This is a genomic window from Extibacter muris (assembly GCF_004345005.1).
Taxonomy (GTDB): Bacteria; Bacillota; Clostridia; order Lachnospirales; family Lachnospiraceae; genus Extibacter; species Extibacter muris.
On record NZ_SMMX01000018.1, the window covers coordinates 22,330 to 49,013 of the forward strand.

Sequence of the window (26,684 nt, forward strand, 5' to 3'; positions counted from 1 at the left end):
TTTATATACATTTTTTATATAGTTTCGCCAGAAGGCGTAACTTACTGCCATTCAAGGACGCTAGCTCCCCAGGAAAGGCCTGCGCCGAATCCCGAGATAATAATCCGCTGTCCTTTTTTCAACCGCCCGTCTCTGTTCATTTCATCCAATAATATTGGAATGCTTGCAGATGACGTATTACCGTATTCCTGAAGATTCATAGGAAATTTTTCCATATCTTCCCCAAGCCTCTTTGCAACGGCTTCTACAATCCGCTTATTCGCCTGGTGGAGGACATAATAGTCAATATCCTGCGTGGAAAGCTCATTTATATCCAATACCTCTCGAATCACTTCCGGAACGCGCCGTGCCGCAAATTTGAATACGGCCTGGCCGTCCATCTGTATATACGTTTCTTCCTCAGGCAGACTCTTCCGGTCCTTTACATAACGGCTCTTACATGTTAATGCATCACCTTTCCGTCCGTCAGAATGTGTCACGGACTGGTACATACGTCCGTTCGCAGCTTTCAGCACCGCCGCTCCCGCACCGTCGCCAAACAGGATACATGTCCCGCGATCCTGCCAGTTAGTAAGGGTGGACAGGCTCTCACTGCCAATCACAAGAGCACAGTTGTACATACCGCTTGCTATGTATGCCATTGCAGTATTATAAGCAAAGACAAACCCCGAGCATGCCGCGCCGCCCAGGTCAAAACAGGTCGCATTGACTGCGCCGATAGCTTTTTGTACACAGCAGGCAGCACAGGGAAGGATGACATCAGAAGAAATCGTTGCCACAAGTATCAGATCGATATCCTCCGGGCGGGTCCCTCTGTCCTCAAGAGCGAGCCTTGCTGCCTCTGCAGCCATGGAAACGGTCGTTTCTTCCTGTATGATGTGACGGCGAATGACTCCTGTCCGCTCACGGATCCACTCGTCGCTCGTCTCTACAATTTTTGCCAGGTCATTGTTGTCCATTGCATAGGATGGGGTATAAGAACCCGTTCCGTGTATTACTGCTGTCATGTGATTGTCCTCTTGATATACATTTCAGACGGTTATGTCTGGATTGATGCTTTCCGGTTTATTGTTTTGTGTTTCAATTATTTTGACTTTCAAAGTATATATCTAAAATATAATTTTGTCAAGTAGTTTGAGTGCCAAAACAATTCGACAATTATTTTAATGGACGGAAATCACTACCACCATCTTAGCTGGTGGTAGTGATTTCCGTCCCTGTAAGGGACTATTGCCGGCTTGGGCCTCAAAGGCCCTTCGAGAATAAAAGCCCCAACCGCACCTTATTCTCTGGCTTAGTCCTTACAAGGACTTATTTTTTGTCTTTGGTTACTGGCTCACCCGTGAACGGGTCTATGTATTCTTTTAAACTTAATTGGTCGTATGCTTGATCATCCATGAGCTGATTTTTTATATACTCTTGTATTTTCTTCGCATTCTTTCCACGTGTATCTACATAGTAGCCTCTACACCAAAATTTTCTGTTTCCATACTTATATTTCAGATTTGCATGTCGGTCGAAAATCATATGTGAACTCTTCCCTTTTAAATACCCCATAAATGTTGACACGCCGAACTTTACAAAGGGCGAAAACAGACCGTGAAACGGGCTGCTGACAACAAACGGCGGTATGCTCCCGGAGAGGGTAGCATACCGCCTGTTTTGTTGTCTGGGGTTTCCAAAGGGGCTTGCCCCTTGGCACACGACTTTGCTTGCAAAGTGTAGTGTGTTATACGCTCTGTCGGCGTTGCCGCTTCAAATGCCGTTGCCGCCGGGGAGGGCAAGGGCATTTGAAGCGGCAGGAAAACAGGGCTGTGATTGCGTGGCGTGAAGCCGCAAGCGCAGCCCTGGTTTCATCAGTGGACAAGGCGGCCAATCCCTCAAAGTTCTTGGCCGCTCTTTTTCTGATGTTGGGGCGTTTCTTTTCTCAAAATTGAAATGGGCGGGAAGCCATTTTAGGGCTTTCCCGCCTTGATTACCCTTTAGCAAAGACGGGCGGGGCTGTCAACGGCGGCGCATGAAATGCGCCGTTTATCTTGACCGTTGACTGGCTCGGCTGGCTTTGCTACTTTCCTGATAAACTGAAATCTATCATGCAGAATTTCTTATCTTTTTTATATTGTGGTTCATTAAATGTCTGCCTAAATTTCTATATAGAAATGCTTTAAGTGCTGACATTTCTTGATGATGTTCTTTGAGTAGGTTGTCGGGACAATCATAAATTCCAAAATCTTGATTTATTCCTTCACTTTGAATATAAGTATTGTTTCGTTCAAAATCAATTATAGGCTTGCGGAAATCTTTCACAGCCACGCCATATCCGCAAAAAGCCCCATACAGGTAGAATTTATACTTTGTAATTGTGAGAGGTATGCCTTATCTAATATAAACGCTTCCAGCTCATACCATACTCCATCCAAATAAACTTCTACCCAACTATGAAAAATATTTTGGGGAGCGTTTTTATATACGATGCCAGTCATTGCGCCCTTTTGCAATTTTTTGTAAATCGTAAATCCATGCACCCTACATGGAACATTTACTCCACGAAGCAATGCCATAAAAAGCGTTCCTTTTGTATTACATTGTCCATATCCATCAGTCAAAACTTTTGATGCCGGAATACTATCATCAACATTGTAACCAAATAAAATTTCATCACGGACAAAATTATATATTTGCTGGATACGATGGAATGTATCAATATCTTTCCATTTTCTATCACTTATTAACTGCTGTATATTGATGGCCGAAAAATCTAACATTGGTGTTTCTTTCAAATATTCTTCCATATAATCTACCTGCTATCTCCTTTGAATTTTATATTCAGCCTGCTCAATCATCTTTTTTGCTAACTTCTGAAACAGGTCGGCGGCTTCCTCGTCCATCGGCGCAAGCTGTCCGATCTGTCCGGCAACCATCGCCGCTACATCGTCAATGGAAAGCGGTGTTTGCTTCTGCTCCGCCAATGCGTCCCGCATGGCCTGGAACATGGTGGCGGTCACAGCTTCTCCCGGCTGTTCTCCGCTTTCCATATCTTTTTTAATATCCCGCAGGATAGCAAGGAACACACTCTTGATTTTCTCAATCTCCGCTTCGTGTTCCCCCATTTCCTGGGCGTTCAAAAGCTGTAGATCCGGCCTTGCGCCTGCCCGGTGTTCCGGGTGTTCTTTCATTAGGTCGGACAGGGAAGCCGTCGCTATCTCAATAAGCTGGTTTCTTGCCGTTATCCCCTTTGCCGCCGTGTCCTGAAAATAAATCCGTATCAAATCTATCAGCTTGGGAAAGCTCTTGTGTTCCAAGAGACGGTTGAGGATTTGCACATCGACTGCGCCCGTCACAAGCCCCCTCACGGCTCTCTCGGATAAGCCCAATTCAGAAATATCATAGCTTTTGCGGACACTCACGGTGGACAAGCCCAGTATGTAGTCCGTTGATACCTTAAATTCCTTTGCCACGCCTATGAGAATATCACTGCTGACCGTTCTCGTTTCACCGCTGACAATCCGGCTCAACTGGGAAGCGGAAACGCCTATCTTCTCCGCAAGTTCCTTTTGTGTGATGTGGTTTCCGTTGCATAAATCGGAAATCCGCTGTCCGGGTGTTCCGGGTAAAGCCATAGACACGCACCTCCTCCGCATACCTCCATTATACAGCAAAATTGCAAAAATACAATTTTCAAAGTGTAAACTTCATCAAAATGCAATTCTCGCAAAATTCCGGGGATTGCATTTTTTTTCGTGTAGACTTAGGGTAGTTCATCGGTGAACAGCACCTTGAAAACAGAATGACCGTCCGAAAAGGAATATCTGGCTGGGGAAGCACGCAGAGAGCCGACTTCTGGACACTTTGTCCAGAGGTAACTTCGGGTCACAATGGCCCGAAGCTGTGGGGAGCGTGCCAACGCCGGAACACGCCGCAGGAATGGGGCAGGAAGGCTTTTCGGGGAGAACGGCAACGGAGAATAAACGGAGAGACGCATGAAAGACAATCCATATAAACGCCTGCCGCCGTTAGAGCGTAAGCCGGACGGCACACCCTACCGCATGACCCCGGCACAGCGGAAACAGGCCAGCGCCTTGATACGGCAGGAGTGCTGTAACTGTGAGGACGGCAACTGCATTGTCCTTGACGATGGGGACACCTGCACTTGCCCGCAGACGGTTTCTTTCTCGGTCTGCTGTAAATGGTTTCGGTGGGCGGTCTTGCCGCTTGCCGGGACGCTGGAAGCGGAAATTTACCGGGGCAGGGACTTGAAACGCTGTGCGGTCTGCGGCGGCGTGTTCGTCCCAAAATCCAACCGGGCAAAATACTGCCCTGACTGTGCCGCCAGAGTTCACAGACGGCAGAAAACAGAAAGTGAACGGAAAAGGAGGTCTGCTGTGGACAGTTAGGCAGGAAAAAAACCTTGATTTACAAGGCTTCGCAAGCCCCAAACTGGGGCGGGTGGTATAAAGCATCATCTTCCCCGGAAAACGGGCTTCTAATCGTCCACAAAACACACTATGACAAGCACGATTTATATCCATCAGCCGGAAAAGGCGTTCAGCTTCACCTGGCTCCCGAATTTCCTCTTTGAAGCTCCCACATTCCAGCCCTTGTCCAACGAATCAAAGCTACTGTATGCCTTTATCCTGCGGCGGGCAGAGTTATCCCGGAAAAACGGGTGGGCGGACGAGTACGGGCGTATTTACCTGTACTATCCCATCTGTGAGGTGGCGGACTTGCTCCACTGTGGGCGGCAGAAAGCTGTCAATACCCTGCGGGAGTTACAGTATGCGGAGCTGATTGACATTAAGAAACAGGGCTGTGGAAAACCCAACTGTATTTACCCAAAATCCTATGAAGCGGTTTCAAACACCGACTTCAAGAAATCCGGTTTTGGAACGCCGGAGGGCGGAAAACCGTACCCGGCAAGTACGATAATCAATCCTCTTGAAGTACGGAAACCGGACGGTATATAAAAATACAGAGATTAAAACGATTTATTTATATCTATTCCATTCCTATCCTATCAGAGATAATTTCGGCGGGGAAACCCGTCGGAAAGGAATGGAATGGGGAAAGGAGTTTCATGGCACAACACGCAATTTTGCGTTTTGAAAAGCACAAGGGCAATCCGGCAAGGCCGCTGGAAGCCCATCACGAAAGACAGAAAAAACAGTACGCCAGCAATCCCGACATTGACACAAGCCGGAGTAAATACAACTTCCATATCGTCAAGCCAGAGGGACGCTATTACCACTTCATTCAGAGCCGTATCGAGCAGGCCGGATGCCGGACAAGGAAAGACAGCACACGGTTTGTCGATACGCTGATAACCGCCAGCCCGGAATTTTTCAAGAAGAAATCCCCAAAGGAGATACAGGCGTTATTCCAGAGGGCGGCGGAGTTTCTAATCGGGCGGGTAGGTCGGGAAAACATCGTGTCGGCGGTAGTACACATGGATGAGAAAACGCCCCATCTGCATTTGACCTTTGTTCCACTTACAAAGGACAACCGCCTGTGCGCCAAAGAGATTTTGGGCAACCGGGCAAACCTGACGAAGTGGCAGGACGATTTTCACGCCTACATGGTGGAGAAATACCCGGATTTGGAGCGTGGGGAGAGCGCAAGCAAGACAGGCAGGAAGCATATCCCCACCCGGCTTTTCAAGCAGGCTGTTTCCCTCTCCAAACAGGCAAGAGCCATTGAAGCCGCCCTTGACGGCATTAACCCGCTGAACGCCGGGAAGAAGAAAGAGGAAGCTCTCTCCCTGCTGAAAAAGTGGTTTCCGCAGATGGAGGACTTCTCCGGGCAACTGAAAAAATACAAGGTCACGATAAAAGACCTTTTGGAAGAAAATGAAAAGCTGGAAGCAAGGGCAAAGGCCAGTGAAAGCGGCAAGATGAAAGACCGCATGGAACGGGCGAAGCTGGAAAGCGAGTTACAGAACATTCAAAGGCTGGTTGACCGTATCAGCCGTTCCATTCTGGATTTTGCCAATATGATGGAACTGTTCCAGCAGTACAATGTGGAGTTTGTGTCCTCTACGGAAAAGTTTGATACCTCTACTCCTATGGGGCGGACTATGCTGAACATCTGTATCGTGTTCGCCCAGCTTGAACGGGAAACAATACAGAAGCGGGGGGCCGATGCCTACTACTCCCGAAGCCTAAAGGGTTTCCGCATGGGCGGCAAGGCTCCCTATGGGTTTCACACGGAGCCAATCAAGATAGATGGTATCAATACAAAAAAGTTAGTGGCAAATCCCGAAGAAGCGGAACAGGTCAAGCTGATGTTTGAGATGTATGCCGAGCCGGGAACTTCCTACGGCGATATTGTACGGCATTTTGCGGAGCATGGTATTAAATATTTTTCCCGTCCGGCACTTGCAAGCATTTTATGCAATCCCATTTATGTCAAGGCTGACCTTGATATTTATAAATTTTTCAAAAGTCAAGGGACGGTCATTGTCAATGACGCCGCCGACTTTACTGGAATGAACGGGTGCTACTTCTATCGTGGCCGGGGAATGAAAGGCGACACCAAACATAATCTGCAAGGACATACGCTGGTTATGGCTCCCAGTGAGGGCTTGGTTTCTTCCGAACTGTGGCTGAAATGTAGAAAGAAGATTTTAGCCAACGCCAGTTATCAGGCGGGAAGAAAAGCGGTCAATACTTGGCTCGCCGGGAAAATCAAATGCGGCAGGTGCCAGAAAGCGTTAAAAGCCGAGGGTAGTTATGGGCGGTGGTACTTCCGTTGTAGCAAACGTTCCGACAACAAAAGCTGTGAAGGCGCAGGGACGCTCCGTATTCCCGATACGGAAGCTGTTATCTATGCCGCTATGGTAAAAAAGCTAAAACCGTTCCAGACCATCAAGGGGCGGAAAAACGCCATGAAGTCCAATCCGAAGCTGACTGCTCTACAAGTGGAACTCGCACAAGTCCAGCATGAAATTGAAACGCTCATTGACACGCTGACCGGGGCAAATCCCGTCCTGCTCTCCTATGTGAACAGCAAGATTGAAGAACTGGACGGACGCAAGCAGGAGCTTGTCAAAAAGATAGCGGAGTTGAGTGTGGATATCATCAGCCCGGAACAGGTCAAAGAAATTTCCGGCTATCTGGACACATGGGAAGATGTGGACTTTGACGACAAGCGGCGGGTGGTGGATTTGATGATTTCCGCAATTTACGCCACAAGCGAAAGTATCAACATCATTTGGAAGATATGACGGCGCATAAGCGCTGCCATACAACGCAACCTTTCGCCCTTTGTAAACTAAGCTACACTTATACTTGGTGGTATTCTTACCAGCATGTGTATGTAATCCACACAACATTCTGCTTCAATTATTTCCACGCCTTTTCTTTTACATAATGTGCTTAATACATTGGCAACGTCTGCTTTTATCGCCCCATAAATCACTTGTCTCCTATATTTGGGTGCAAATACAATATGGTATTTGCACTCCCAGGTGGTGTGTGATAAAGTATTCTTATCCATTTGGATACCTCCTTAGTTATTTTGGTGCGGTTTAGGACCCACACTTATTATAACTCGGGAGGTTTTTTATCTAGGGCTAAAGCCGGTTGGGGAACCACCCGCATAGCAGGTGGTTTTATTGAATAGGTATACAATAAAAAGGCGGCTCCGGGGAATTTGATATTCCTCCAGAGCCGCCAGCTGCCTTGCTTCGTTTTAATCTTTTGTCGACACTCTGATGTAGCCAAACGTATTTGACATGCGAATAACCCTCCCTTATTCTATTGAGAAACTATTTTTTGTTATTTCTCTATTGTAGAAGAATTATTCCATATTTTACTACTGTAAATTTTTTCCAACTTCTTGGCCCCTTGGACTTCCGGCCACGCCGCCTATGCCTGTCTCCCTTAGGCTGACGTCCATTTTCTCTCCCACTTCCCGCATGGCATCTATCACCTGGTCAACCGGAATCTGGCTCACGATGCCGGCGAGTGCCATGTCTGCGGCTGCCATTGCATTGACGGCTCCACCTACATTTCTTTTGACACAAGGTACTTCCACAAGCCCTCCTACCGGATCGCATACGAGGCCCATCAGATTCTTCAGCGCCATGGCGCAGGCATGTCCTATCTGGTCAAAGCTTCCTCCGCGCACATACGTGATGGCTGCCGCCGCCATACCGGAACCAGATCCGATCTCCGCCTGGCATCCGCCGGATGCCCCCGCCAGAAACGCACGGTTTGCAATAATCTGCCCGATACCCGCAGCCACGTACATGGCTTCTATCATCCTGTCCTCAGGAACATCATACTCCCGGTAATAAGTCACGAGCACTGCCGGCAGTACTCCACAGGCTCCTGCCGTAGGAGCCGCCACGATTCGCTTCATGCAGGCATTGTTGCACCCCATCTTCAGCGCTGTTGTCATGACCTTGGCCATGTATCTGCCGCACAGCGGCTCGCCCGTCCTTGCGTATTCTTCCATGAGGCCGCCCTCTTTCCCCACAAGGCCGCTTCTGGACACAAGGCCCGGTTCATATGCATCCACGCCGTCAATCATAGCCTGCCACATATGCTTCATCTCTTTCCATGAGTCCTCTGCCGGGACATCACGCTCTTGTGCATCTTCTGACTGGACTGCTTTCCAGAACGGTACATTTTCTTTTTCACATCTTGCCCTTACCTCTTCAATCGATTGAAATGACATACGTTTTTCTTCCTCCTGCCGATTATTTCTCTTCAATACTTCCGTTTACATTCAGGAACGTGACATTGACGATTCCTTCTTTGCCTTCCAGACGGTCCAGCGCCTCTCTTGACACGACCTGGTCCGTCTCAACGACCATTACCGCACACCCGCCGCGCTTGTCCCGGAACACCTGCATGGTCGCTATGTTGATGTCCTCCTCGCTTAAGGACGCCGCAACCTCCGTGATGCATCCCGGCTGGTCGATGTTACGTACGATAAGCGTATTGCTCTCGCCGCTGAAGCTTACATCGATACCGTCCAGCTTGCTGACACGTATTCTGCCGCCCCCGATAGAAAATGCCTCTATCCTCATCGTCTCCGCGCCCTCTGCTTCCAGGATGATCTGCGCCGTGTTCGGATGCGCCCCTTTGATTTCCTTCTCCGCAAGGGTAAATTCCATGCCTTCCGCCACCGCGATCTCAAAGCTGTCAGGAATCCGCATGTCATCCGGCTTCATCCCCAGAAGTCCGGCGACGATTGCGCGGTCTGTCCCGTGGCCTTTCCCCGTAGCCGCGAAGGAACCGTGGAGGTAGATCGTGGCCTTCCCGGGCCTCCTGCCAAATAACTGGGTGCTGATCAATCCGATGCGTACCGCTCCCGCTGTGTGGGAACTGGATGGCCCCACCATCACAGGTCCCAGAATATCAAATATACTGCCCATGTTATAACCTCTCTTTTCTTAAGTTTAGCTTTCTTTTATTATACTTTGGTTTGGAACGGTTTACAACGACTATTTCCGCTTCGCCTCCCCCGTCTCACATGGCACCCTTTTCATTAAATTCACATAATATGCATTAATTACTATATTTATGAGAGAAGGTATATTGGTATGTATCTCTTATTTCCCCTGCTGCTCTTATTTATGATGGTGCTGGCAGTAATATTTCATTTCCGTAAAAAAAGAATCATATGTAAAATAAAATGTATGTGTACGGAAGAGAAGCTGGAGCTTCTTAACGAATTAACCGCCCCCTTCGGGTTCTGCTACGAATTGTGCCATGACGTCTTTACTTCCCGGACAGATGCATGGCAGCGGGACTTTGGCTACCGCTGGCTCTACGATAAGAATGCCGCCCACTTTAATATGGTATTCGACTGTGAGCCTGTCTATTTTGATTACGACGGACGCACATGGATGCTTGAATTCTGGAAGGGGCAGTACGGTATCAATATCGGCGGTGAAATCGGCATATACCAGGCTGAACGTATTATTCCCCCCGCCGAGCGGAAACATGCATTGTTTCATGCGGTGCCCGAAAAGGAAATGCTCTCTTTTTCTGTCCGCATGTATAACGGCACCTCGCTTCTTTACAACTTATCATGCAGGAAGCACTGGTGGCTGGCCGGCTTCAGCATGGGCTGCTATTCCGTGCCGGAACTGCTGAAAATGGATATCACTATTACTTTTGGCAACAGGCAGATGATGTATGCCTTTCTGGACAGCATGTATGAAACCGGATATTGTCCAGGCGATATCAATATATGCGGTAATTCCGTTTCTTTTGTATTTGACAGGCCCAAGACTCCTCAGCCGCGCATGTCGCATCTTTTCATTTCGGCCTGGGCGCTCTGGAAAGACCGGCTGTTCCTCTTCTTCTACTGCCGGATTACGAAAGTATTCTGCCATACGCTCGATAAGCTCCTGTACTTGTACGAATATCTGCCGTTCGTCTTCCGCCACATGATGCGTATACACTGCTATTCCCGGAGGAAACCGAGACGGAGGAAGCAGTCATGAGCACGGCAGACCGGCTGGATGCCGCATTTGCGGATGCTCCTGTCCTGCCCCTGGGCTCTGATTCCAGATATGTGCTGTTCAGCGACTGCCACCGGGGGACCGGAATGTCTTATGATAATTTCCTGAAGAACCAGAACCTGTACTTTGCGGCGCTCCGATATTATTATGACCGGCAGTTCACGTATATCGAGCTTGGAGACGGTGACGAATTGTGGGAGAACCGGTCTATGGAACAGATAAAGTCTATCCACGACAATACGTTCTGGCTCCTGTCCCTTTACTACAAGCAGAAACGGCTCTGGCTTCTGTACGGCAACCATGACCTCATAAAGCGGAATCCGCAGTACAGCGGCCAGCATTTCTCTTCGTATATATGCAGCACGAACAAGACGCAGCCCTTGTTTCCCGGCATTACCTTCTACGAAGGGCTGATATTAAAAGACCTCCTCGGCAAAAGAGATCTGTACCTCACCCACGGGCATCAGGCAGACTTCCTGAATTCCGTCCTTTGGAAATTCAGCCGTTTTCTCGTGCGCTATATCTGGAAACCAATGGAGCACATAGGCTTTCTTGACCCGACAAGCGCGGCAAAAAATAATACGAAAAAGTGGAAGACAGAAAGGCTGCTCACGGGATGGGCCATCGATAATGACAGGATACTCATATCGGGCCACACGCACCGGCCGATGATTGGCACAAAAGAATCTCCGTACTTTAACACCGGAAGCTGCGTACATCCGAGATGCATCACCTGCATCGAAGTGACAGACCGCTGCATGACTCTCGTAAAATGGACGCTTCGGACGCGCGACGACATGACGCTCTATGTCGGTAGGGAGGAACTTGCGGGACCTGTCTGCATCGACGAGTATTAAGGAGCTGGAATAAATATCCGCCCCGCGGTATTATTTCCCCGTTCATATGCCGGTTGTCAAATTGCTTCGGATATGATAAGATTGTGTACAGTTTTTTAGAAGGAAGTGTCATGTAATGAATAAAAAAGAAGTACTTGAAATACGCAAGCAGTTTTCGCCTGAGAACTGTACAATCACAAGAATCTGCGGCTGTTATGTAGACCATGAAAAGCAGAAGATACTGGAACTTAAGAAGGCATTTCTTTCCATGCCGGAGGAGGAAGCTTTTAAATATTTTGATATATTCAAAAAGACTCTCTCCGGCACCATTGGAAAGAACCTCATTAATATGGAATTTCCTCTTGACCAGGAAAAGCCGGGAGGGACACAGGACTTTCTGCTCAAGCTCCGCCAAAGCCGCCTCGAAGATGAGATGCTCGTAGAAGAATTCTACGATAAAGTGATTGAGAATTACATCTACGCAGAAAACTATTATATCATCCTTATCCATGCCGCCTATGACATACCAGGCAAAGCATCTGACAATATGGAGATGTTTGACGCCTCGGATGAAGTGTATGAACATATCATGTGCAGCATCTGCCCGGTCAACCTGTCTAAGGCAGGACTCAGCTACAATGCCGCGACAAACAGTATCGAGGACCGGATCCGGGACTGGATTGTAGACGCTCCCGCTAAGGGCTTTCTGTTCCCTGCATTTCAGGACCGTTCTGCAGATATACATAATATCCTGTACTACTCTAAGAAGCCGGAAGAACTGCAGCCGGATTTTATCGGGAATGTCCTTGGCAGTACGATACCGCTCACAGCCAAAGACCAGCAGGAGACGTTCCACGCCATTATTAGCGATACGCTCGGGGAAGAATGCGATTATGATGTCGTCCGCAGCATACACGATAATCTGACCGAGCTAATCGAGGAGCATAAAGAAGCGCCTGAGCCGCTTGAGCTTTCCAGGCCGGATGTCAAGCGCCTTCTTGAAAAGAGCGGTGTCCCGAATGAACGCATGGAATCTTTTGATAAAGAATACGAAGAGATCGTAGGAGAGAAACATTCACTCCTTGCCTCTAACATCGTGAATACGAAGACGTTCCAGATTGAGACGCCTGACGTAATCGTAAAAGTGAATCCGGAACGGTCTGACCTTGTAGAGACAAAGCTGATTGACGGCAGAAAATGCCTCGTCATTGCGATAGACGACCACCTGGAAGTCAATGGAATTGAGATTGTAAAATAATTTGTTAAAAACGCAAAAAACATTTGCCTTATGTCCAAATATGTGCTAGAATATTTTTTGCGAGCGGAGATGGCGGAATGGCAGACGCGCTAGATTCAGGTTCTAGTGGGAGTTATCCTGTGAGGGTTCAAGTCCCTTTCTCCGCATTGAAGTAAAAACACCAAACACTGTTAGATTAGACGGTGCTTGGTGCTTTTTTTCGTATGCCTGTTTACTGCAGCTGCCCGCTGCCTACCAGGAGCCTCATCCCACGCCGCAGTCTGCAGGATGGTCATTCACGCACACTTTGCTGTGATATTTCTCGACTTCACTGTTCCAGTAAGCACTGTCCTTTGTACCCGTAACAGCATCCCCGAGTATCTCGGCATCTCTGCCGACCATAATCGTAGCCGGAGCTGCTTCATAGTTATGGAGCACGTTTTCCTCCATCTTTTCTGTTGCAATCAGCTGGACATAATCTGCACCTGCCGCAGCGGCTATTGTAGCTGCTTCCTCTTCATTCTCCGCATCAATCCCTCTTGCGATGCCAAGTATCTGTACCCCTTTTCCTGCATACTTTCTCCCGATATCACCGAGCGTTTTCATCTCTTCTTTACAGTATCCCTGCCTTTTCTTCTGTCTTCTCCTGGTTCCCGGCAGGATCCTGGCAGACCGACAGCAGCAGCGCCGCCGCCATAGCGATGATTCATATTTTAGCCCTCATATGTCAGGCCCTCTACCACGATTCTCTTGCTCCAGAGGATTCTGGCAAGCTTCAGCTTTACCGTATCCGCGATACCGACTCCTTTCCCCGGCAGGACAATCTTACCCGCCTCGCTCGGTATACTCTTATATCCGGTTTCCTCCAGGCCCTTGACTTCTTCCTTATCAGCAAACCTTGCTGATATCTCCACATAGGAGCCGCCTCATGTATTGCACACCGCCGGCTCAACGACGATATCCGTGTACTGTTTTTCTTCCATATATTCCTTCAAACTATTATCCAATATAACATTCATGATTCTTACCTCCTTTTTATTATGGATTCATCATATCAGATTGATATTCTCTCTTCTGTGATTACGTCACATTACTTTTGATCAACTATATTCTTTTTCCTATGTTCCTACTTCTATTATAATATTTCAATAGCCAACGATGGCAAGATAGCCCATATGTATCAGCGAGCATGACGGCTTGTCGAGATTAGATACATCCCGAACCTATATATCGTAACGCGCAGTTCCCATACCGGGGACTGCGCGTTGCTTTTTACAATTTACTGCCTTCCTGCGAAGCCTAAACCTGCCTCATTTTAACATCTACTGCTTCTTTTCTTGCGTTATGCTCCTGATTCTGGTTCTCAGGCTTCACTTTTTCCGTAATGCTGTTGAATTTCTCCAGATTCTTCTTCTGATTCTGCTTTTCCTGTCGTTTTTTGTCCATAATATCACCTCATAAACAGTATTTCTCCCCAATACATTTATTATACTGTATACCTTGTTTCTCAGGAGTACATCCTATATAAAAAAGGAGTGTTTACATGAAAGATTTATCAGATTTAAAATTAGACCTGTTACCGGAAGCCCTTCGGAACGCTGCTGGCACAGAATCCCGTAACAGGCAGGAGAACACGAGCGATATCACGATTCCATTCCCTGAGGAGCTTCTGCAGAAAGATGATACCGATAGCAAGAAGTAAGATGTGTATTATTGTGAATCTTTAAGAAAACCTTATAAGTTTGTGAAGCTTCTGTTTTCCCTCTTGAGAATTTGCTTCAAACGATATAGAATATAACACATTGTTAGGAGGGATTGCATGAACGAATATATTGATAAGGATTACGCCAAACATTTCGATGATGATTTTGAAGTAATATACGATGCCCTGGATGAGCTGGATGATTATATCGATTATGACAGCGGTCCGGATGAGCCGTGGCCCGGGGATGATATGCACTACCATGATGAATATGAAGAAGAGGCACGGCCGAAAAGGCAGAGGCCGGCCCGGAAGAATGAGCGGCGGGCAGCGGATACCTCCCGCAGCCAAGATTACGGTGACGAGAAAGAAGGACGGAAAAAAGGCAGGGTGAAACTGCCGAATCTGTTATCTCCTGCGGCAAAGACAGTCCAAGCAGGAGGCAAGGCAGCCGGCAGCATTATCCGTACTGTCTTAAAAGCGGCTTCTCTGCTGCTTATTACTGTTATTACCGTCCTGCTTGGAATCAGCTTCTGGAATGGCCACGCGGCTTATGGGAATCCTGCGGCTGCCGTCGCGGAGAAGAATTATGCGCTTGCCGCGTATTTTGGCTTTGCAGCCTTGCTGCTGATTTTTGAACTTATTTCATTTTTCTGGACGCTTTCCGGCCAGAAGATAAAGGACGGCCGCCGTATCAGAAAGCTCGATACCGGAAGAGGGATATGTTCCTTCCTCATCATATATATCGGCTCTTACCTGTCTGTACATCTGGGCAGCCTGATTCCAGAGGTGCCTCAGGCGCTTGGCGGACTAAAAGGAGCCGTATCCGTCTACGGCTCCCTGAATCAGACGCTGTTTCCTCTCTGTGTGATGGGCGTTATCAGCTGTCTCATACGTAAATTTATTTTTCATTAGCTTTTTCATCCTCAGCTTCCGCCTGTTGCAGAAAATCTGCATCTTTGGTCTTAAGCCTGGGGATGAATCTTTTGGCAAACTTTCCTTTTCCTCGGTTCTTTACATAGAAATATCCGATTATGGAGAACAGGACTGCCCCCACAAAGTTCACGAGCAGATCCTTCATCGTATCGATGAGTCCGATATCCAGATAACCGCCAAGTCCCAGGCTCTCGCCATTTATGGAAATGTCCGTGATATTGCGGATGACTTCCGGGTGGTTCCTTCCTGCCGGATCCAGCATTACGGACGATATGGTATGCACTATCGTGTCTTTCTGCATATCGAAGCGGAAGATCTGGTCCATGCCAAATTCAAAGAATTCCCAGATGACACCGATGGTCATGGAAAAGCAGAAGGCCACGATTGCCACAAACACCGGCGACAGCTTGAAGGAAAAGCGTTCGTTGCGGTTCAGTATATCTACGAGCGCAAACCCGATTGCTGCCATCAGGAAACCGTTCAGCGTGTGCAGCAGCGTGTCCCACCCGGGAAATATAATATAATAGGACTGTATTTCACCCAGTATCTCCGCTGCAAATATAAACAGCAGTATGATAATCTCAAGGGCTGTGGGCAGCTCTATCTTTAGATTTACCTGCACCAGGCTTGGAATTATCAGGAGCAGCAATGTCAATATACACAAAAATACATTTTCGTAATTGCCGTTTAATATCTGCAGTATCATCATCAGAACGACCAGTGCCCGCAGCGTCACGTAAACCATAAAAGAGCTTTTGTGCTCCCGCAGTTCCATTTTGATCGCCCTGCCCATAATCCTTATCCTGCTCATCTTTTTCTTCATATGTTCTACATCCTTCTCGTCTTATCCCACAGAAGTCTATTCCAGAAAGTTTTCGATTATTACTCCTTCCGCTTCCTCTTCCGTCATGCCCAGCGTCCGCAGCTTAATGAGCTGTTCATCGTTGATACGTCCGATAGCCGCCTCATGGATAATGGCAGCATCGAGATGCCTCGCATTGATTTCCGGTATGGAGCATACCTCTGCCTTGTCCATGATGATGGAATCACACTGGATATGTGCATGGCATCTTGCATTGCCGACAGCCTTTGGGTGAAACGTCTGTACCGACGCCCCCTTTGCCACGGATCTGGATACGATCTGTGCGGAGCTGCCCTCTCCATTCATCTGTACTTCCATATCGGACTCCGCCGTCTGGCTGTCGTGGGTCATCAGCTTCTCTACCACGTAGAGCTTCGCGTCGGCGCCCATTATGACATCTGTCGTGCGCACCGTGGAATCTACCCCTTTGATCTGTGCCGTATCCAGCGTAAATACCGCTCCCTCGTCAAGTATGATCTTTGTAACCGGGTTCAGGACCCTTGCGCCGGTCCCTTCACCTTCTCCGTAATGCTTCTCCTCGTAGCGGACATTTGCTCCTCTGCCTACATGGAACGTATGGATCCCGTCGTGCCGGCTCTCATTGCACCCGCTGTTGTGGATGCCGCAGCCTGCTATGATGGTTACTTCCGCGCCGTCCGCCACGAAGAAATCATTATATACTTCGTCCTTCATGCCGGTGGCATTGACGACAACAGGGATATGCACCTGCTCGCCTTTCGTCTCCGCATCGATATAGATATCTATGCCCTGCTTATCTGTTTTCTTCTTTATCTTAATGTGTTCGCTGTCACCATGGCAGAGTGCAGTTCCGTTGTATCTAAGGTTAAAAGCGCCTTTTTGCCTGAATCCGGCTCCGTCTATCTGCTCGAGCACCTTTTCTATAATCCTGTCCAATTGCTTTCCCAACTTAGTTTCCTCCTTCCTGCTGCCTGTCCATGCATGCACACTGTCCTTCGCTCAGCAGATTCGGAAGTATCTCATCGCGTGTGCCTATGGCTCCTATCTTCCCATCCTCTATTACCATTATCCTGTCTGCCATCTGGATAATCCTCTCCTGGTGGGAGATGAGGATAAGGCTTTCTTCCTTTTTCTTGTGAATCCGTTCAAACTGCTGCACAAGCATGGAGAAGCTCCACAAGTCGATCCCGGCTTCCGGCTCATCAAAGATGCATAGCTTATGAGGCTTTGCTAGGACCGTCGCGATTTCCAGCCGTTTCATCTCCCCGCCCGACAAGGTGGCATCTACTTCTCTCTTGATATATTCTCTGGCGCATAATCCAACACCGCTCAGCATCTTGCAGCATTCCGGCTCCGTCAACGGCCTGCCCGCGGCCAGAGATAATAATTTATCAACTGTCATGCCCTTGAATCGGGGCGGCTGCTGGAACGCAAAGCCAATCCCCGCATCTGCCCTGTGGCTGATATCATAGTCCGTGATATCCTCTCCATCCAGGACGATCCTGCCCTCGTCGGCATCCTCTATCCCCATCAGCACTTTGGCAAGACTCGACTTACCACCCCCGTTAGGGCCCGTAATCACAAGCATCTCTCCGTCTTCCACCTGGAAACTGATGTCCTTTACAATACTTCTTTCCACACCATTTTCATCCACTTTGAATGTCAGGTTCTTTACTTCAAGCATCTTCTGCATCGCTCCTTTATCTCTTATAAATTCCAGAAACCACTAGATCCTATATTGATTTTTAACAGTACCAGTCCATTATAATCTCTTTTATCCACATTATCAACATAAAGGAATACAAAAAGGGACACGGCAAAACGAAATGGGGACGGAGGTTTTTTAAAAAACCTCCGTCCCCATTTCGTTCGATGTTTTAATAATTTTCCACTTTCCTCTCAAAATATGCCCGTGAATATCCGCATGCCGGACATCTCTCCGGTGCCTCTTCTCCTTCGTAGATGAACCCGCACTGGCGGCAATTCCAGCCGAGCGGCGCATCGCCTTTGAAGGTCTTCTCCGCCTTCAATGTGTTCAGAATCTTCAGATATCGCTTCTTATGAGATGCCTCTACTTTTGCTACGTTGTCAAATTTCAAGGCAAGCTCTTCAAAGCCTTCTTCCCTTGCTTCTTTTGCCATGCGTTTGTACATGTCGGACCACTCTTCGTTCTCGCCGTCCGCGGCAGTCTGAAGGTTTTCTGCCGTATCCCCTAATCCATGGAACTCGCTGAACCACATCTTGGCATGCTGCCTTTCCTGTTCGGCTGTCTCGGTGAAGATAGCTGCCGTCTGCTCCATCCCTTCCTGTCTTGCTATCTCTGCGAAGAAGGAATATTTATTTCTAGCCTGTGACTCTCCGGCAAATGCTTCCATCAGATTCTTCTCTGTCTTAGTTCCCGCATATTTACTGCCGCCTGTCTTTTCCTCTTCCAGCCTTACAAATTTGTCTGGGCCTACCTTGCAGATCGGACATGCTTCCGGCGGATTGGCTCCCTCGTGAATATAAGCACATACTGTACATTTGAATTTAGCCATGATTTTTATCTCCTTTTCATTCATTTCTCTATTCTTCATCCTGTTTCGATCATTATGCTGTTCTTGCTTATTACGTTCTTCTCCAGCGCTTTCCCAGGGAGAAGGCGTCAGCGGGCTTCTCCTGCATGCCTGCCGCCCCCAGGTCTTTGCTTCTGTCGTTGTAGCGGGTATGCAGAAGTTCTTCCGCCACTTCGCTCAACGGTTTTATGTAATGCTCTTCATACACTCTCTTGATATCCGGATTTTTATGGCTGTACCTCACTACCATGGATGCGTCTTTGTCATATAACGCACGGATCCGTGCCTGCCTGATGTCGTCCGTCATGGGCACCTCCGTCTTTGGCTGCCCTCCGCCGCCGATACAGCCGCCGGGACACGTCATGACCTCGACAAAGTCATAATTCTTCCCACCGTCAGCCATCCTTTTTATAAATTGCCTGGCATGCTCCAAGCCATGGATAACTGCCAACCGGAGCGGGACGTCTCCGATGACGACTTCCGCCTCCCGGATTCCATCCATGCCGCGTACAGGTGCCAGGTTCAGATAATCCTCCGGCGGATTCTCACCGGTAATAAGATAATAGGCAGTTCTTGCCGCGGCTTCCATGACGCCGCCCGTATTGCCGAATATAACCCCGGCTCCTGATGCGGCACCCATAAGCGAATCGTATGGAGATTCCGGCATGTCTCTCAAGTCCCTGCCTTCTTCTCGCAGCCATCTTGCAAGCTCTCTCGTAGTGATGACATAATCCATGTCACGCATATCTTCCGCCCCATTGCTGACAGACGATATGTTCATCTCGCCTCTTTGTATCTCGAACTTCTTGGCGGTACAAGGCGTCACTGCCACATTGACAATCTTAGAAGTATCCAGATTATTCTTTTGAGCAAAATATGTCTTAATGGTAGGTCCCTGCATTCCAATCGGGCTTTTGGCGCTGGATATATGCGGAAGGATCTCAGGATAAAATGTCTCCGCAAATTTTACCCAGGCCGGACAGCAGCTCGTAAACTGCGGCAGCGGCTTCGTCTTCTTGGTCACTCTTTCTACAAGTTCTGATGCCTCCTCCATAATCGTCAGATTGGCGGCGAAATTGGTGTCCAGTACATAGTCGGCACCCAGGCTTCTAAGTGCCGCCACCATCTTGCCTTCCACGAAACTGCCCGCCGGATATCCAAATTCTTCCCCATGTCCGACACGTACCGAAGGAGATGTACTGAAAATAACTATTTTTTCAGGATCTTCTATAGCCTGCCTGACCTCTCCGTATTCGTACACTTCCTTTATGGAATCCACCGGACAGACATTAGCGCACTGCCCACAATGTACGCATATAGCCGTATCATTTGTACTTTTCAGAGCATACAGCCGGCCTACGGCAATATCCCGTTCGCACACCTGCCTGCACTGCCCGCATTTGATGCACAGGCTTTCCTCTCTTCTCACTGCAGGATTATCAGGTTCGATAGGTATCCTGATGTCTGCAAAACTGGGCTTCATCTCTTCACTTCTTTAAATCAATATTAGTAACTGTTATTAATAAAGCATATTTTTCCATCATGTGCAAGTCCTAAATTAATAATTACGTGGATGTAATCCTCATCTCTTGCATGGACAGGCAACGAGCCGCAACCACCTGATAATCAGGTAATTGCGGCCCTTAAAAGATTCCTAATCCCTTAACTTTTCATAGGTCCAGAAATTATTCTTCTGTCTTAATCTGACCTGTTCCTCTGTAAATAATAGGTTTGAATCCTTTTCTATCTTTAATAGCAGTTCCCTGTCCCTCTCATTTTTTTCTAACCGTTCAATAATGATATCCGTATCGCCAATCTCCATACCAATCCAATTTCTTTCCAGAAACTCCGCCGCCACATAAGTTGTGCCGGCCCCCCCGAAAGGATCCAGCACTATATCGCCGGCATCTGTAGATAAAGAGATTAATCGATGTAACAGCCGTAATGGCAGTTCATTTGCGGACCTGTTTTTATATTTTTTATGTCTGACAGGGTTTATATCCATAAAAATATCTGAGATAGATATTCCTTCCGGGTTCAAACTGCTCTTTTTCCCACCATAATCTCTTATCTCCCCTCCACAATGTCTGCAAGTGACTAGAGGAATCCTCTGCTTATTAAAGACCCTAGGCTTTTCCCCCTTTATATAATAGAGCAGTCCATAGTGTTCCGGCTGCAATTTGCCTTGTACCGGTATCAGACCTTTCATAGATACTGCTATCCAATGTCGAAAGTTCATATATTTATTTAAGATGTTAGAAAGAAATGTATTCCAATACGGTAAGTTATATATATAAAATGCCCCGCCCGGCTTTAGCACTCTGGCACATTCTTTTATCCAGACCTCACACCAATTGATGTATTTTGATTTAGTCATATCATCGTCTATGCTGTCCCCATAATCTTTATTCAGATTAAAAGGTGGATCTGCAAAAACCATATCCACGGATTCATCCGGCATACTGACCAATACTTTTACACAGTCATCATGAAACAGCGTACCGAATGGAGTATTAAAAACAGGTGAGACTTCAGAAACTTTCAAATCAGGTACCGCAATTTCTTTTAGAATATCCTCTCCATGATTGATGATCCAGGATTGTACTTCCGGCGAAATATGTCCTAAGCTTATTTCTATCAATTCCTTACTATACCCTGTATATGCACAAAGTCTGTCCATATCTTCGCCCATTGGAAGTATCATATTATCATTATAATATCGCAGCCTGCTTGTTGGAATCCCTGTCTCCTTCGATAAGTTCTTCAATGTCTCGTAGTTAGGAACATCCAGCAGCTTAAAAAACTTTTCTATCTTAATTTTATTATTATTCATCATCCTTACCTTTCCATCATAAGCTTTCAAGAGTTTATTCATTAGATTATAGCCGATTGGCCATTTCTTTGAAATTAATTATATCACTATATCCAAATACATCAAATATCCATCTTACAGTTTTCGGCCTATTAGGTGACAATCATTGCAATAATTACGGATTACGGCACGCGACAAAAGCCGTAACCCCTTGATAATCAAGAGATTACGGCTCAGTAATGCGGATGACAGGAATCGAACCTGCACGGTCTCCCACTAGATCCTAAGTCTAGCGCGTCTGCCAGTTCCGCCACATCCGCATGTTCTATTTTAAATAGAAAACGGACCGTATTTCCTGAATACTTATCAGGAAAAGGGACCGTTTTCCAGTGAGCGTGCGGGGATTCGAACCCCGGACAACTTGATTAAAAGTCAAGTGCTCTACCACCTGAGCTACACGCCCATACGTAACCTGGGCTAGCTGGATTCGAACCAGCGAATGCAGGAGTCAAAGTCCTGTGCCTTACCGCTTGGCGATAGCCCAATAAAAAAAGGTGGGTAATGGGACTCGAACCCATGATATCCAGAACCACAATCTGGCGCGCTAACCAACTGCACCATACCCACCATATATATTACCTATTGAACTATAGTGTCCAACTAAGTACCACCTTATTCAATTGTGTGGCTCTAACGAGCCTGGGGGGATTCGAACCCTCGACCTACGGCTTAGAAGGCCGTTGCTCTATCCAGCTGAGCTACAGACTCACAAACCAGCTCTTTGGAACTGCTTTTTCTTAATTCCCTGCATTCGATATCAAGGCTTTAAGAAAGCGGGTGATGGGAATCGAACCCACGTATCTAGCTTGGAAGGCTAGTGTTCTACCATTGAACTACACCCGCATACATATCGGGGTGACAGGATTTGAACCTGCGACCTCCTGGTCCCAAACCAGGCGCTCTAGCCAAGCTGAGCCACACCCCGAAATATTCTTTTTCTGTCACATGAAGTCTCGTCTTCCGCCGTATCGCCGTGACACAAGAGTTATTATATATGAAGGTTACCAGCTTGTCAACATATTTTTTTCCATTTTTTTATAAACAGCTTTCTACACGAATTTAATCTCAAAACCGGCATCTCCTCTGGCATCGGTACGCATGACGACATAGCTTGATCTTCTGCCTTCCTGCCTTGGATAAGCGATACTTCCTGGGTTGAGCACCACCAGATCGTCCTCTACCGTAAGCGCCGGCCTGTGTGTGTGCCCATACATCACGATATCAGCGCCGCGCCCTCTCGCTTCGGCCTTCAGACGCTCTTCCGACATACCGACATAATAGTAATGTCCGTGCGTGATGAACACGTGGTATCCACCGATAAAAAACTCCTCTTCTCTCGGAAGATCGGAGAAAAAATCATTATTTCCACTTATGACATGGAACGGGCAGCTTACGAGCGCACCTATATAGTCCTCTTTTCCCTCTGCGTCGCCCAGGTGTATAAGCATGTCAATCTGCCCCTCCCGCTCAAGCACCGTCTCCAGATTCTTATGAGATTTGTGTGTATCGCTTACAATTAATATTTTCATACTAATTCCTCTTATCCTAACATCTTACTTTCAATGACAGAACGCATTTTCCGCAGGCCTTCTCCCCTGTGGCTCAGCTCGTTCTTTTTTTCCGGAGACAGCTGCGCACTTGTCATGCCAAACTGGGGCAGGAAGAAGATAGGATCATAACCAAATCCATTTTCACCGACGATCTCATGTCCAATAATGCCTTCCATCGTACCACGCACGACTTCAGCCGTCCCGTCAGGGAATACTGCCGCTATCGCACAGACGAATCTCGCCGTACGTTCGTCATCCGGCACGCCGTCAAGCCGGTTGAGGAGCGTCTGGTTCTTGATATCATAGGATGTATTTTCTCCCATATACCTTGCGGAATATATACCGGGTTCTTTGTTCAGGCAGTCGATTTCAAGGCCGGAATCATCCGCAAGAACCACAGCCTCTTTGTACACATCCATCCCATGTGCAAGCTCCGCTATCTTAGTTGCTTTAATCAAAGCATTTTCTTCAAATGTGCTTCCGTCCTCCACGATATCCGCGGCAATACCGGCCTCTCTCTGAGACAGGACTTGCATGCCGAGGTCTTCCAGTATCATACGGATTTCCACCATCTTATGTTCATTGCCTGTTGCAAATATTACCTTATTCATTCTCTTACTTCCTTTCTTTATGGCTTCCCGAACGCTTCGGCGGCCTCGGGCCCAGGAACTGGTAAAAATACGTCTTGAGCATCCCGTTGTATATCTTCCTGTTCTTGTCCGCTTTCCTTCCAAAGTACCGCTCTGCTTCTTCATAGGAAGTTATCATGTACGCAGACCAGGAATCTAGTTCCTTGAAGCTCTCCCCGAAAGTCCTGTATAGCTGCGGCAGGTTCTCTTTCTCTTCCAGCCGTTCCCCGTATGGGGGATTTGTTATGATAAAACCATATTTCTTCGGATGCCTCAATTCCTTCACATCCCTTTGTTGAAAATGAATCAGATGCCCGACTCCTGCTTCCGCCGCATTCTGCCTTGCAATCTTAACCACGCTGTCATCGGCGTCGTACCCTTGGATATCGACCTCAATATCGCGCCGTATAAGGCCGTCCGCCTCATTTGCCGCATCGTACCACTGCTTTTTAGTAATAAGGTTTGTCCAGCCCTCTGCGGTAAAAGAACGGTTCATCCCCGGTGCAATGCCCGCTGCCATCATCGCCGCTTCTATGAGAAATGTACCGCTGCCGCAGAACGGGTCTACGAGAATACGTTCTCTATTCCATGGTGTCAGCATGATAAGCGCTGCCGCCAGCGTCTCCGTGATGGGCGCCTTGCCGGACACTTCCCGGTATCCTCTCTTGTGCAGGGATACGCCGGAGGTGTCTATACCTATCGTAACAGTATCCTTCATTAAAAAAACACGTACCGGATAAGATGCTCCGTCCTCCTGGAACCATTCCATATGATAATGTTCCTGAAGCCGCTTTACCATTGCCTTCTTCATGATAGACTGTATATCGGAAGGGCTGAAAAGCTTACTCTTTACAGAAGCTGCCTTCGCCACCCAGAATTTGCCGTCCTTAGGGATAAACTCCTCCCATGGCAGCGACTTCGTCTTTTCAAACAGTTCATCAAAAGTAACTGCTTTAAAAGAACCAACCTTCCATAAGATCCGCTCCGCAGTCCTCAGGAAGACATTCGCACGGCACACCGCCTCCGTGTCGCCATAGAACGTCACCCTTCCGTCCTCCACGCCCGCAATCTCATAACCCAAATCCTGTATCTCTCTCTTCAACACGGCCTCCAGTCCAAAATGACATGGGGCAATCAATTCAATTCTATCCATAAAAATTCTCCAATTTTTTTAATCTTATCTTTTTATCTTACTTGCTGTGTACACGTTTTGTCAATTGGGGACGGGGGTTTTTTAAAAAACCCCCGTCCCCAATTCGTTTTCCCCTGTCCCCAGGGCACTTATCCACAGAAAAGGACGTACCCTGTGGATACGTCCTTTTTCTGCTCTTCTTTCGCTTACAATCTAGTAGTTGTTGCTCTCGTTGCTGCTGTTTCTGTTTGAAGAATTCTGATTTGATGCATTTTTGTTTGATGCATTCTTGTTTGATGCATTTCTGTTAGAAGCGTTCTGGTTTGATACATTCTGGCTAGAAGCGTTCTGGTTTGATGCATTTGAATTGCTGTTAGATGAATTATAGTTCTTTGCCATGTTAATTCCTCCTAATCACTCTAATCAATTTTTTTGATTACGAGATTATTATGTCCTGATTCCATTCTTTTATGTAAGATGCACAAAAAAACTATTTCCATAATTCTTTCAATCTTTTTTCAGCGAAAAAACGAAGCAGTCTAATATCATCGAATTTCATCTATTTTATTCTTTTCGTTTCTGTTATTTTTCAATCGACAAGTTATTGTATACAATTAGGCTGTAAGGTCGGTAGGAGGCATTATGGATAAATCGAGAGCTCTATTGTTAAGGCTCGGGATACGGTCTACATTGAAAGGATTTTATTTCCTGCTATATGCGCTGCAGCTGTGCTTATCAAATGATGAGTATCTGCTCTCTGTCTACAAAACTCTCTATGTTGATGTGGCCACACATTTTGGCACCTCCAGGGATAATGTAGAGCACTGTATCCGTACTGCCATTTCTAACTGCTGGTACAAAGGCAATCGAAAGCTCCTGATAACCATCTCTGGATACGAGCTTAGGCAGAAACCGGCAAATGGAGAATTTATCGATATTCTCTACAATTATTTAAGCGAAGAAGGTTAGCCCGCCATGCGGGCTCCTTCATAAAAATTATAATGCCAATTTTTGGCAACTTTCACAAAAAGCTTCCATTTTAAGAAATTTTTAATTTTTAACTTGCTTTTTAATGTCCCCTATATTATACTTAATCATGTAGAAAGAATACTTTCTACAACCCCTTATTAATTATTTATACTCCCCTCAAAAGACCGATGGCTCCCCCATCGGTCTTTTACTTTTACCAGCAATTCCCTGTAGAACAGTACCATATCCGTGCCGGCATATGTATATATGCATGGAATTATATGGCAAATTCTTTTCCTTTCATCAAAGCATCCAGCACTCTTCTATGGTTATAAAGACATGGAAAAAGCTTTCATCAATAACATGGCGACTGCTGCTCCAGGATCTTCCAGCGTCCTTGACGCTTCACCTCTAGTTGCGGCCCGCCCGTGTACAGCAACCATCGTTGTCGTGTTCTTAAATCCTTGTTCTGACATAAGCGCTGCTTTTTGTGCGGCCTGCTTCAGGCCTTCCCCCCGGTTCAACGCCTCCTCTAAGCATCTGGTTCCCGGAAGGAGCCCATCAAGGAACGTCTTATCTCCTTCACATGCCCCTCCTCTTTTCATGACACCATCCGCATATGCCCGGAAGAGCGCTGCCATATCCATTTCCTCTATAATTTCTTTGCCCTTCAGCTCTTTCCCAGCCTGCATCAGCCCAGAAGCCATCAATGTCCCCATCGTTGAGGGTACCGCTGTTGACATGGCCTTTCCTGCCTGATACAGCACTTTTCCCACATCCTTTTCTTCACTGCTTTTTGCTGCGGCGTATGCTGCTTTGAATCCGTCGCTCATGGTAAGCCCAAGGTCTCCATCCCCTACCACGCTGTCCAGTCCAATCAGATACTCTTTGTTTTCCGTCATGATTCTATCTGCATTCCCTAAAAATTTCTTTATGATTCCTATATCCATA

The 26,684-nt window shown here is 47.2% G+C and carries 27 protein-coding genes, 8 tRNA genes and 5 pseudogenes; 12 read left to right on the plus strand and 28 right to left on the minus strand.

Features of this window, described 5'->3' with window-relative positions:
• Positions 1-41: 41 nt before the first annotated feature.
• The gene (locus E1963_RS16125) at positions 42-1,007 is read right to left on the minus strand and encodes a beta-ketoacyl-ACP synthase III (RefSeq protein ID WP_132280201.1); all 966 of its coding nucleotides are present in this window, start codon (positions 1,005-1,007) and stop codon (positions 42-44) included.
• Positions 1,008-1,311: 304 nt separating this feature from the next.
• A pseudogene (locus E1963_RS16130) lies at positions 1,312-1,602 on the minus strand (transposase); the annotation flags it as partial.
• Between the two features lie 188 nt (positions 1,603-1,790).
• On the opposite strand from E1963_RS16130, the gene E1963_RS20185 reads away from it, so the two are divergent.
• Positions 1,791-1,937, plus strand: coding sequence for a hypothetical protein (locus E1963_RS20185; RefSeq protein ID WP_201272052.1), 147 nt, complete (start codon positions 1,791-1,793; stop codon positions 1,935-1,937).
• 154 nt (positions 1,938-2,091) lie between these two features.
• On the opposite strand, the pseudogene E1963_RS16145 reads toward E1963_RS20185, so the two are convergent.
• Both E1963_RS16145 and E1963_RS16150 read right to left on the minus strand, forming a co-directional pair.
• A pseudogene (locus E1963_RS16145) lies at positions 2,092-2,792 on the minus strand (transglutaminase-like domain-containing protein).
• Between the two features lie 12 nt (positions 2,793-2,804).
• A complete protein-coding gene (locus tag E1963_RS16150; protein WP_132280204.1) occupies positions 2,805-3,620 on the minus strand; it encodes a helix-turn-helix domain-containing protein in 816 nt (271 codons plus the stop codon).
• 360 nt (positions 3,621-3,980) lie between these two features.
• Here E1963_RS16150 and E1963_RS16155 point away from each other — a divergent pair, with 360 nt between their 5' ends.
• The 4 genes and pseudogenes from E1963_RS16155 (at position 3,981) to E1963_RS20795 (ending at position 7,219) form a co-directional block, all read left to right on the plus strand.
• The gene (locus tag E1963_RS16155; RefSeq protein WP_132280207.1) at positions 3,981-4,394 is read left to right on the plus strand and encodes a cysteine-rich VLP domain-containing protein; all 414 of its coding nucleotides are present in this window, start codon (positions 3,981-3,983) and stop codon (positions 4,392-4,394) included.
• 111 nt (positions 4,395-4,505) lie between these two features.
• Positions 4,506-4,895: pseudogene (locus E1963_RS16160) on the plus strand (replication initiator protein A); the annotation flags it as partial.
• A gap of 179 nt (positions 4,896-5,074) precedes the next feature.
• Positions 5,075-6,130, plus strand: a pseudogene (mobV, locus tag E1963_RS23535) (MobV family relaxase); the annotation flags it as partial.
• Entirely contained in the window at positions 6,116-7,219 is a 1,104-nt protein-coding gene (locus tag E1963_RS20795; RefSeq protein ID WP_465221085.1) for a recombinase family protein, read from the plus strand. The pseudogene mobV and the gene E1963_RS20795, both read left to right, overlap by 15 nt.
• A gap of 50 nt (positions 7,220-7,269) precedes the next feature.
• Here the strand turns inward: E1963_RS20795 and tnpA are convergent.
• From tnpA to sdaAB, 3 genes and pseudogenes are all read right to left on the minus strand, one after another.
• Positions 7,270-7,491, minus strand: a pseudogene (tnpA, locus tag E1963_RS16175) (IS200/IS605 family transposase); the annotation flags it as partial.
• Between the two features lie 318 nt (positions 7,492-7,809).
• Positions 7,810-8,676, minus strand: coding sequence for an L-serine ammonia-lyase, iron-sulfur-dependent, subunit alpha (gene sdaAA, locus E1963_RS16180; RefSeq protein WP_132280216.1), 867 nt, complete (start codon positions 8,674-8,676; stop codon positions 7,810-7,812).
• A gap of 22 nt (positions 8,677-8,698) precedes the next feature.
• Positions 8,699-9,379 (minus strand): L-serine ammonia-lyase, iron-sulfur-dependent subunit beta, encoded by a 681-nt coding sequence (gene sdaAB / locus E1963_RS16185; RefSeq protein ID WP_132280219.1) that lies wholly within the window; start codon positions 9,377-9,379, stop codon positions 8,699-8,701.
• A 168-nt stretch (positions 9,380-9,547) separates the two neighbouring features.
• Between sdaAB and E1963_RS16190 the strand changes: the two genes are divergently transcribed.
• From E1963_RS16190 to E1963_RS16205, 4 genes are all read left to right on the plus strand, one after another.
• Complete coding sequence (locus E1963_RS16190) at positions 9,548-10,456, plus strand: DUF4474 domain-containing protein (RefSeq protein WP_132280222.1); 909 nt, start codon at positions 9,548-9,550, stop codon at positions 10,454-10,456.
• Positions 10,453-11,331, plus strand: a complete 879-nt coding sequence (locus E1963_RS16195; RefSeq protein WP_132280225.1) for a metallophosphoesterase — start codon at positions 10,453-10,455, stop codon at positions 11,329-11,331. The genes E1963_RS16190 and E1963_RS16195 overlap by 4 nt, the downstream gene beginning before the upstream one ends.
• A 115-nt stretch (positions 11,332-11,446) precedes the next feature.
• Positions 11,447-12,568: a DUF4317 domain-containing protein gene (locus tag E1963_RS16200; RefSeq protein WP_132280228.1), complete on the plus strand. Its 1,122-nt coding sequence runs from the start codon at positions 11,447-11,449 to the stop codon at positions 12,566-12,568.
• A gap of 63 nt (positions 12,569-12,631) precedes the next feature.
• Positions 12,632-12,714: transfer RNA gene (locus tag E1963_RS16205), tRNA-Leu, on the plus strand.
• Positions 12,715-12,811: 97 nt separating this feature from the next.
• On the opposite strand, the gene E1963_RS16210 is transcribed toward E1963_RS16205, so the two are convergent.
• The 3 genes from E1963_RS16210 to E1963_RS19800 all read right to left on the minus strand — a co-directional run bounded on the left by E1963_RS16210 (position 12,812) and on the right by E1963_RS19800 (position 13,993).
• Positions 12,812-13,153, minus strand: coding sequence for a hypothetical protein (locus E1963_RS16210; RefSeq protein WP_132280231.1), 342 nt, complete (start codon positions 13,151-13,153; stop codon positions 12,812-12,814).
• 107 nt (positions 13,154-13,260) lie between these two features.
• Positions 13,261-13,461 (minus strand): hypothetical protein, encoded by a 201-nt coding sequence (locus E1963_RS16215; RefSeq protein ID WP_066579960.1) that lies wholly within the window; start codon positions 13,459-13,461, stop codon positions 13,261-13,263.
• Between the two features lie 385 nt (positions 13,462-13,846).
• A complete protein-coding gene (locus E1963_RS19800; RefSeq protein WP_167482228.1) occupies positions 13,847-13,993 on the minus strand; it encodes a hypothetical protein in 147 nt (48 codons plus the stop codon).
• A 97-nt stretch (positions 13,994-14,090) separates the two neighbouring features.
• Between E1963_RS19800 and E1963_RS19805 the strand changes: the two genes are divergently transcribed.
• Positions 14,091-14,249, plus strand: coding sequence for a hypothetical protein (locus E1963_RS19805; RefSeq protein WP_156519944.1), 159 nt, complete (start codon positions 14,091-14,093; stop codon positions 14,247-14,249).
• A 117-nt stretch (positions 14,250-14,366) separates the two neighbouring features.
• Positions 14,367-15,164, plus strand: a complete 798-nt coding sequence (locus tag E1963_RS16220) for a hypothetical protein (RefSeq protein WP_132280234.1) — start codon at positions 14,367-14,369, stop codon at positions 15,162-15,164.
• Here the strand turns inward: E1963_RS16220 and E1963_RS16225 are convergent.
• The 17 genes from E1963_RS16225 to E1963_RS19810 form a co-directional block, all read right to left on the minus strand.
• Positions 15,151-16,008 carry a DUF2238 domain-containing protein gene (locus E1963_RS16225; protein WP_201272053.1) on the minus strand — a complete coding sequence of 286 codons (858 nt, stop codon included), beginning with the start codon at positions 16,006-16,008 and terminating at the stop codon, positions 15,151-15,153. The two genes, E1963_RS16220 and E1963_RS16225, sit on opposite strands and share 14 nt — an antisense overlap.
• Positions 16,009-16,044: 36 nt before the next feature.
• Positions 16,045-16,974, minus strand: a complete 930-nt coding sequence (locus E1963_RS16230; RefSeq protein ID WP_132280237.1) for a SufB/SufD family protein — start codon at positions 16,972-16,974, stop codon at positions 16,045-16,047.
• A 1-nt stretch (position 16,975) separates the two neighbouring features.
• The gene (locus E1963_RS16235; protein WP_132280240.1) at positions 16,976-17,710 is read right to left on the minus strand and encodes an ABC transporter ATP-binding protein; all 735 of its coding nucleotides are present in this window, start codon (positions 17,708-17,710) and stop codon (positions 16,976-16,978) included.
• A 193-nt stretch (positions 17,711-17,903) separates the two neighbouring features.
• Positions 17,904-18,563: a rubrerythrin gene (gene rbr / locus E1963_RS16240; RefSeq protein ID WP_132280243.1), complete on the minus strand. Its 660-nt coding sequence runs from the start codon at positions 18,561-18,563 to the stop codon at positions 17,904-17,906.
• Positions 18,564-18,633: 70 nt separating this feature from the next.
• A complete protein-coding gene (locus E1963_RS16245) occupies positions 18,634-20,064 on the minus strand; it encodes a [FeFe] hydrogenase, group A (protein WP_132280245.1) in 1,431 nt (476 codons plus the stop codon).
• A gap of 171 nt (positions 20,065-20,235) precedes the next feature.
• Positions 20,236-21,456: a DNA-methyltransferase gene (locus E1963_RS16250; protein ID WP_132280248.1), complete on the minus strand. Its 1,221-nt coding sequence runs from the start codon at positions 21,454-21,456 to the stop codon at positions 20,236-20,238.
• Between the two features lie 177 nt (positions 21,457-21,633).
• Positions 21,634-21,713: transfer RNA gene (locus tag E1963_RS16255), tRNA-Leu, on the minus strand.
• Between the two features lie 70 nt (positions 21,714-21,783).
• Positions 21,784-21,856 (minus strand) — tRNA-Lys (locus tag E1963_RS16260).
• 9 nt (positions 21,857-21,865) lie between these two features.
• A tRNA-Gln gene (locus E1963_RS16265) sits at positions 21,866-21,937 on the minus strand.
• A 9-nt stretch (positions 21,938-21,946) separates the two neighbouring features.
• A tRNA-His gene (locus E1963_RS16270) sits at positions 21,947-22,020 on the minus strand.
• A 67-nt stretch (positions 22,021-22,087) separates the two neighbouring features.
• Positions 22,088-22,161, minus strand: a tRNA-Arg gene (locus E1963_RS16275).
• A gap of 64 nt (positions 22,162-22,225) precedes the next feature.
• Positions 22,226-22,296: transfer RNA gene (locus tag E1963_RS16280), tRNA-Gly, on the minus strand.
• Positions 22,297-22,303: 7 nt separating this feature from the next.
• A tRNA-Pro gene (locus tag E1963_RS16285) sits at positions 22,304-22,378 on the minus strand.
• A gap of 124 nt (positions 22,379-22,502) precedes the next feature.
• Positions 22,503-22,982, minus strand: coding sequence for a metallophosphoesterase family protein (locus E1963_RS16290; protein WP_132280251.1), 480 nt, complete (start codon positions 22,980-22,982; stop codon positions 22,503-22,505).
• 11 nt (positions 22,983-22,993) lie between these two features.
• The gene (gene rdgB / locus E1963_RS16295; RefSeq protein WP_132280254.1) at positions 22,994-23,614 is read right to left on the minus strand and encodes an RdgB/HAM1 family non-canonical purine NTP pyrophosphatase; all 621 of its coding nucleotides are present in this window, start codon (positions 23,612-23,614) and stop codon (positions 22,994-22,996) included.
• Positions 23,615-23,618: 4 nt separating this feature from the next.
• A complete protein-coding gene (locus E1963_RS16300) occupies positions 23,619-24,785 on the minus strand; it encodes a THUMP domain-containing class I SAM-dependent RNA methyltransferase (RefSeq protein ID WP_132280257.1) in 1,167 nt (388 codons plus the stop codon).
• Positions 24,786-24,977: 192 nt separating this feature from the next.
• Positions 24,978-25,163, minus strand: coding sequence for a hypothetical protein (locus E1963_RS19810; protein ID WP_167482229.1), 186 nt, complete (start codon positions 25,161-25,163; stop codon positions 24,978-24,980).
• Between the two features lie 243 nt (positions 25,164-25,406).
• On the opposite strand from E1963_RS19810, the gene E1963_RS16305 reads away from it, so the two are divergent.
• On the plus strand, positions 25,407-25,733 hold the full coding sequence (locus E1963_RS16305) for a sporulation initiation factor Spo0A C-terminal domain-containing protein (protein WP_066579976.1): 327 nt from the start codon (positions 25,407-25,409) through the stop codon (positions 25,731-25,733).
• A gap of 329 nt (positions 25,734-26,062) precedes the next feature.
• Here the strand turns inward: E1963_RS16305 and E1963_RS16310 are convergent, their stop codons facing one another.
• A complete protein-coding gene (locus E1963_RS16310) occupies positions 26,063-26,683 on the minus strand; it encodes a dihydroxyacetone kinase family protein (protein ID WP_132280260.1) in 621 nt (206 codons plus the stop codon).
• Position 26,684 lies beyond the last annotated feature (1 nt).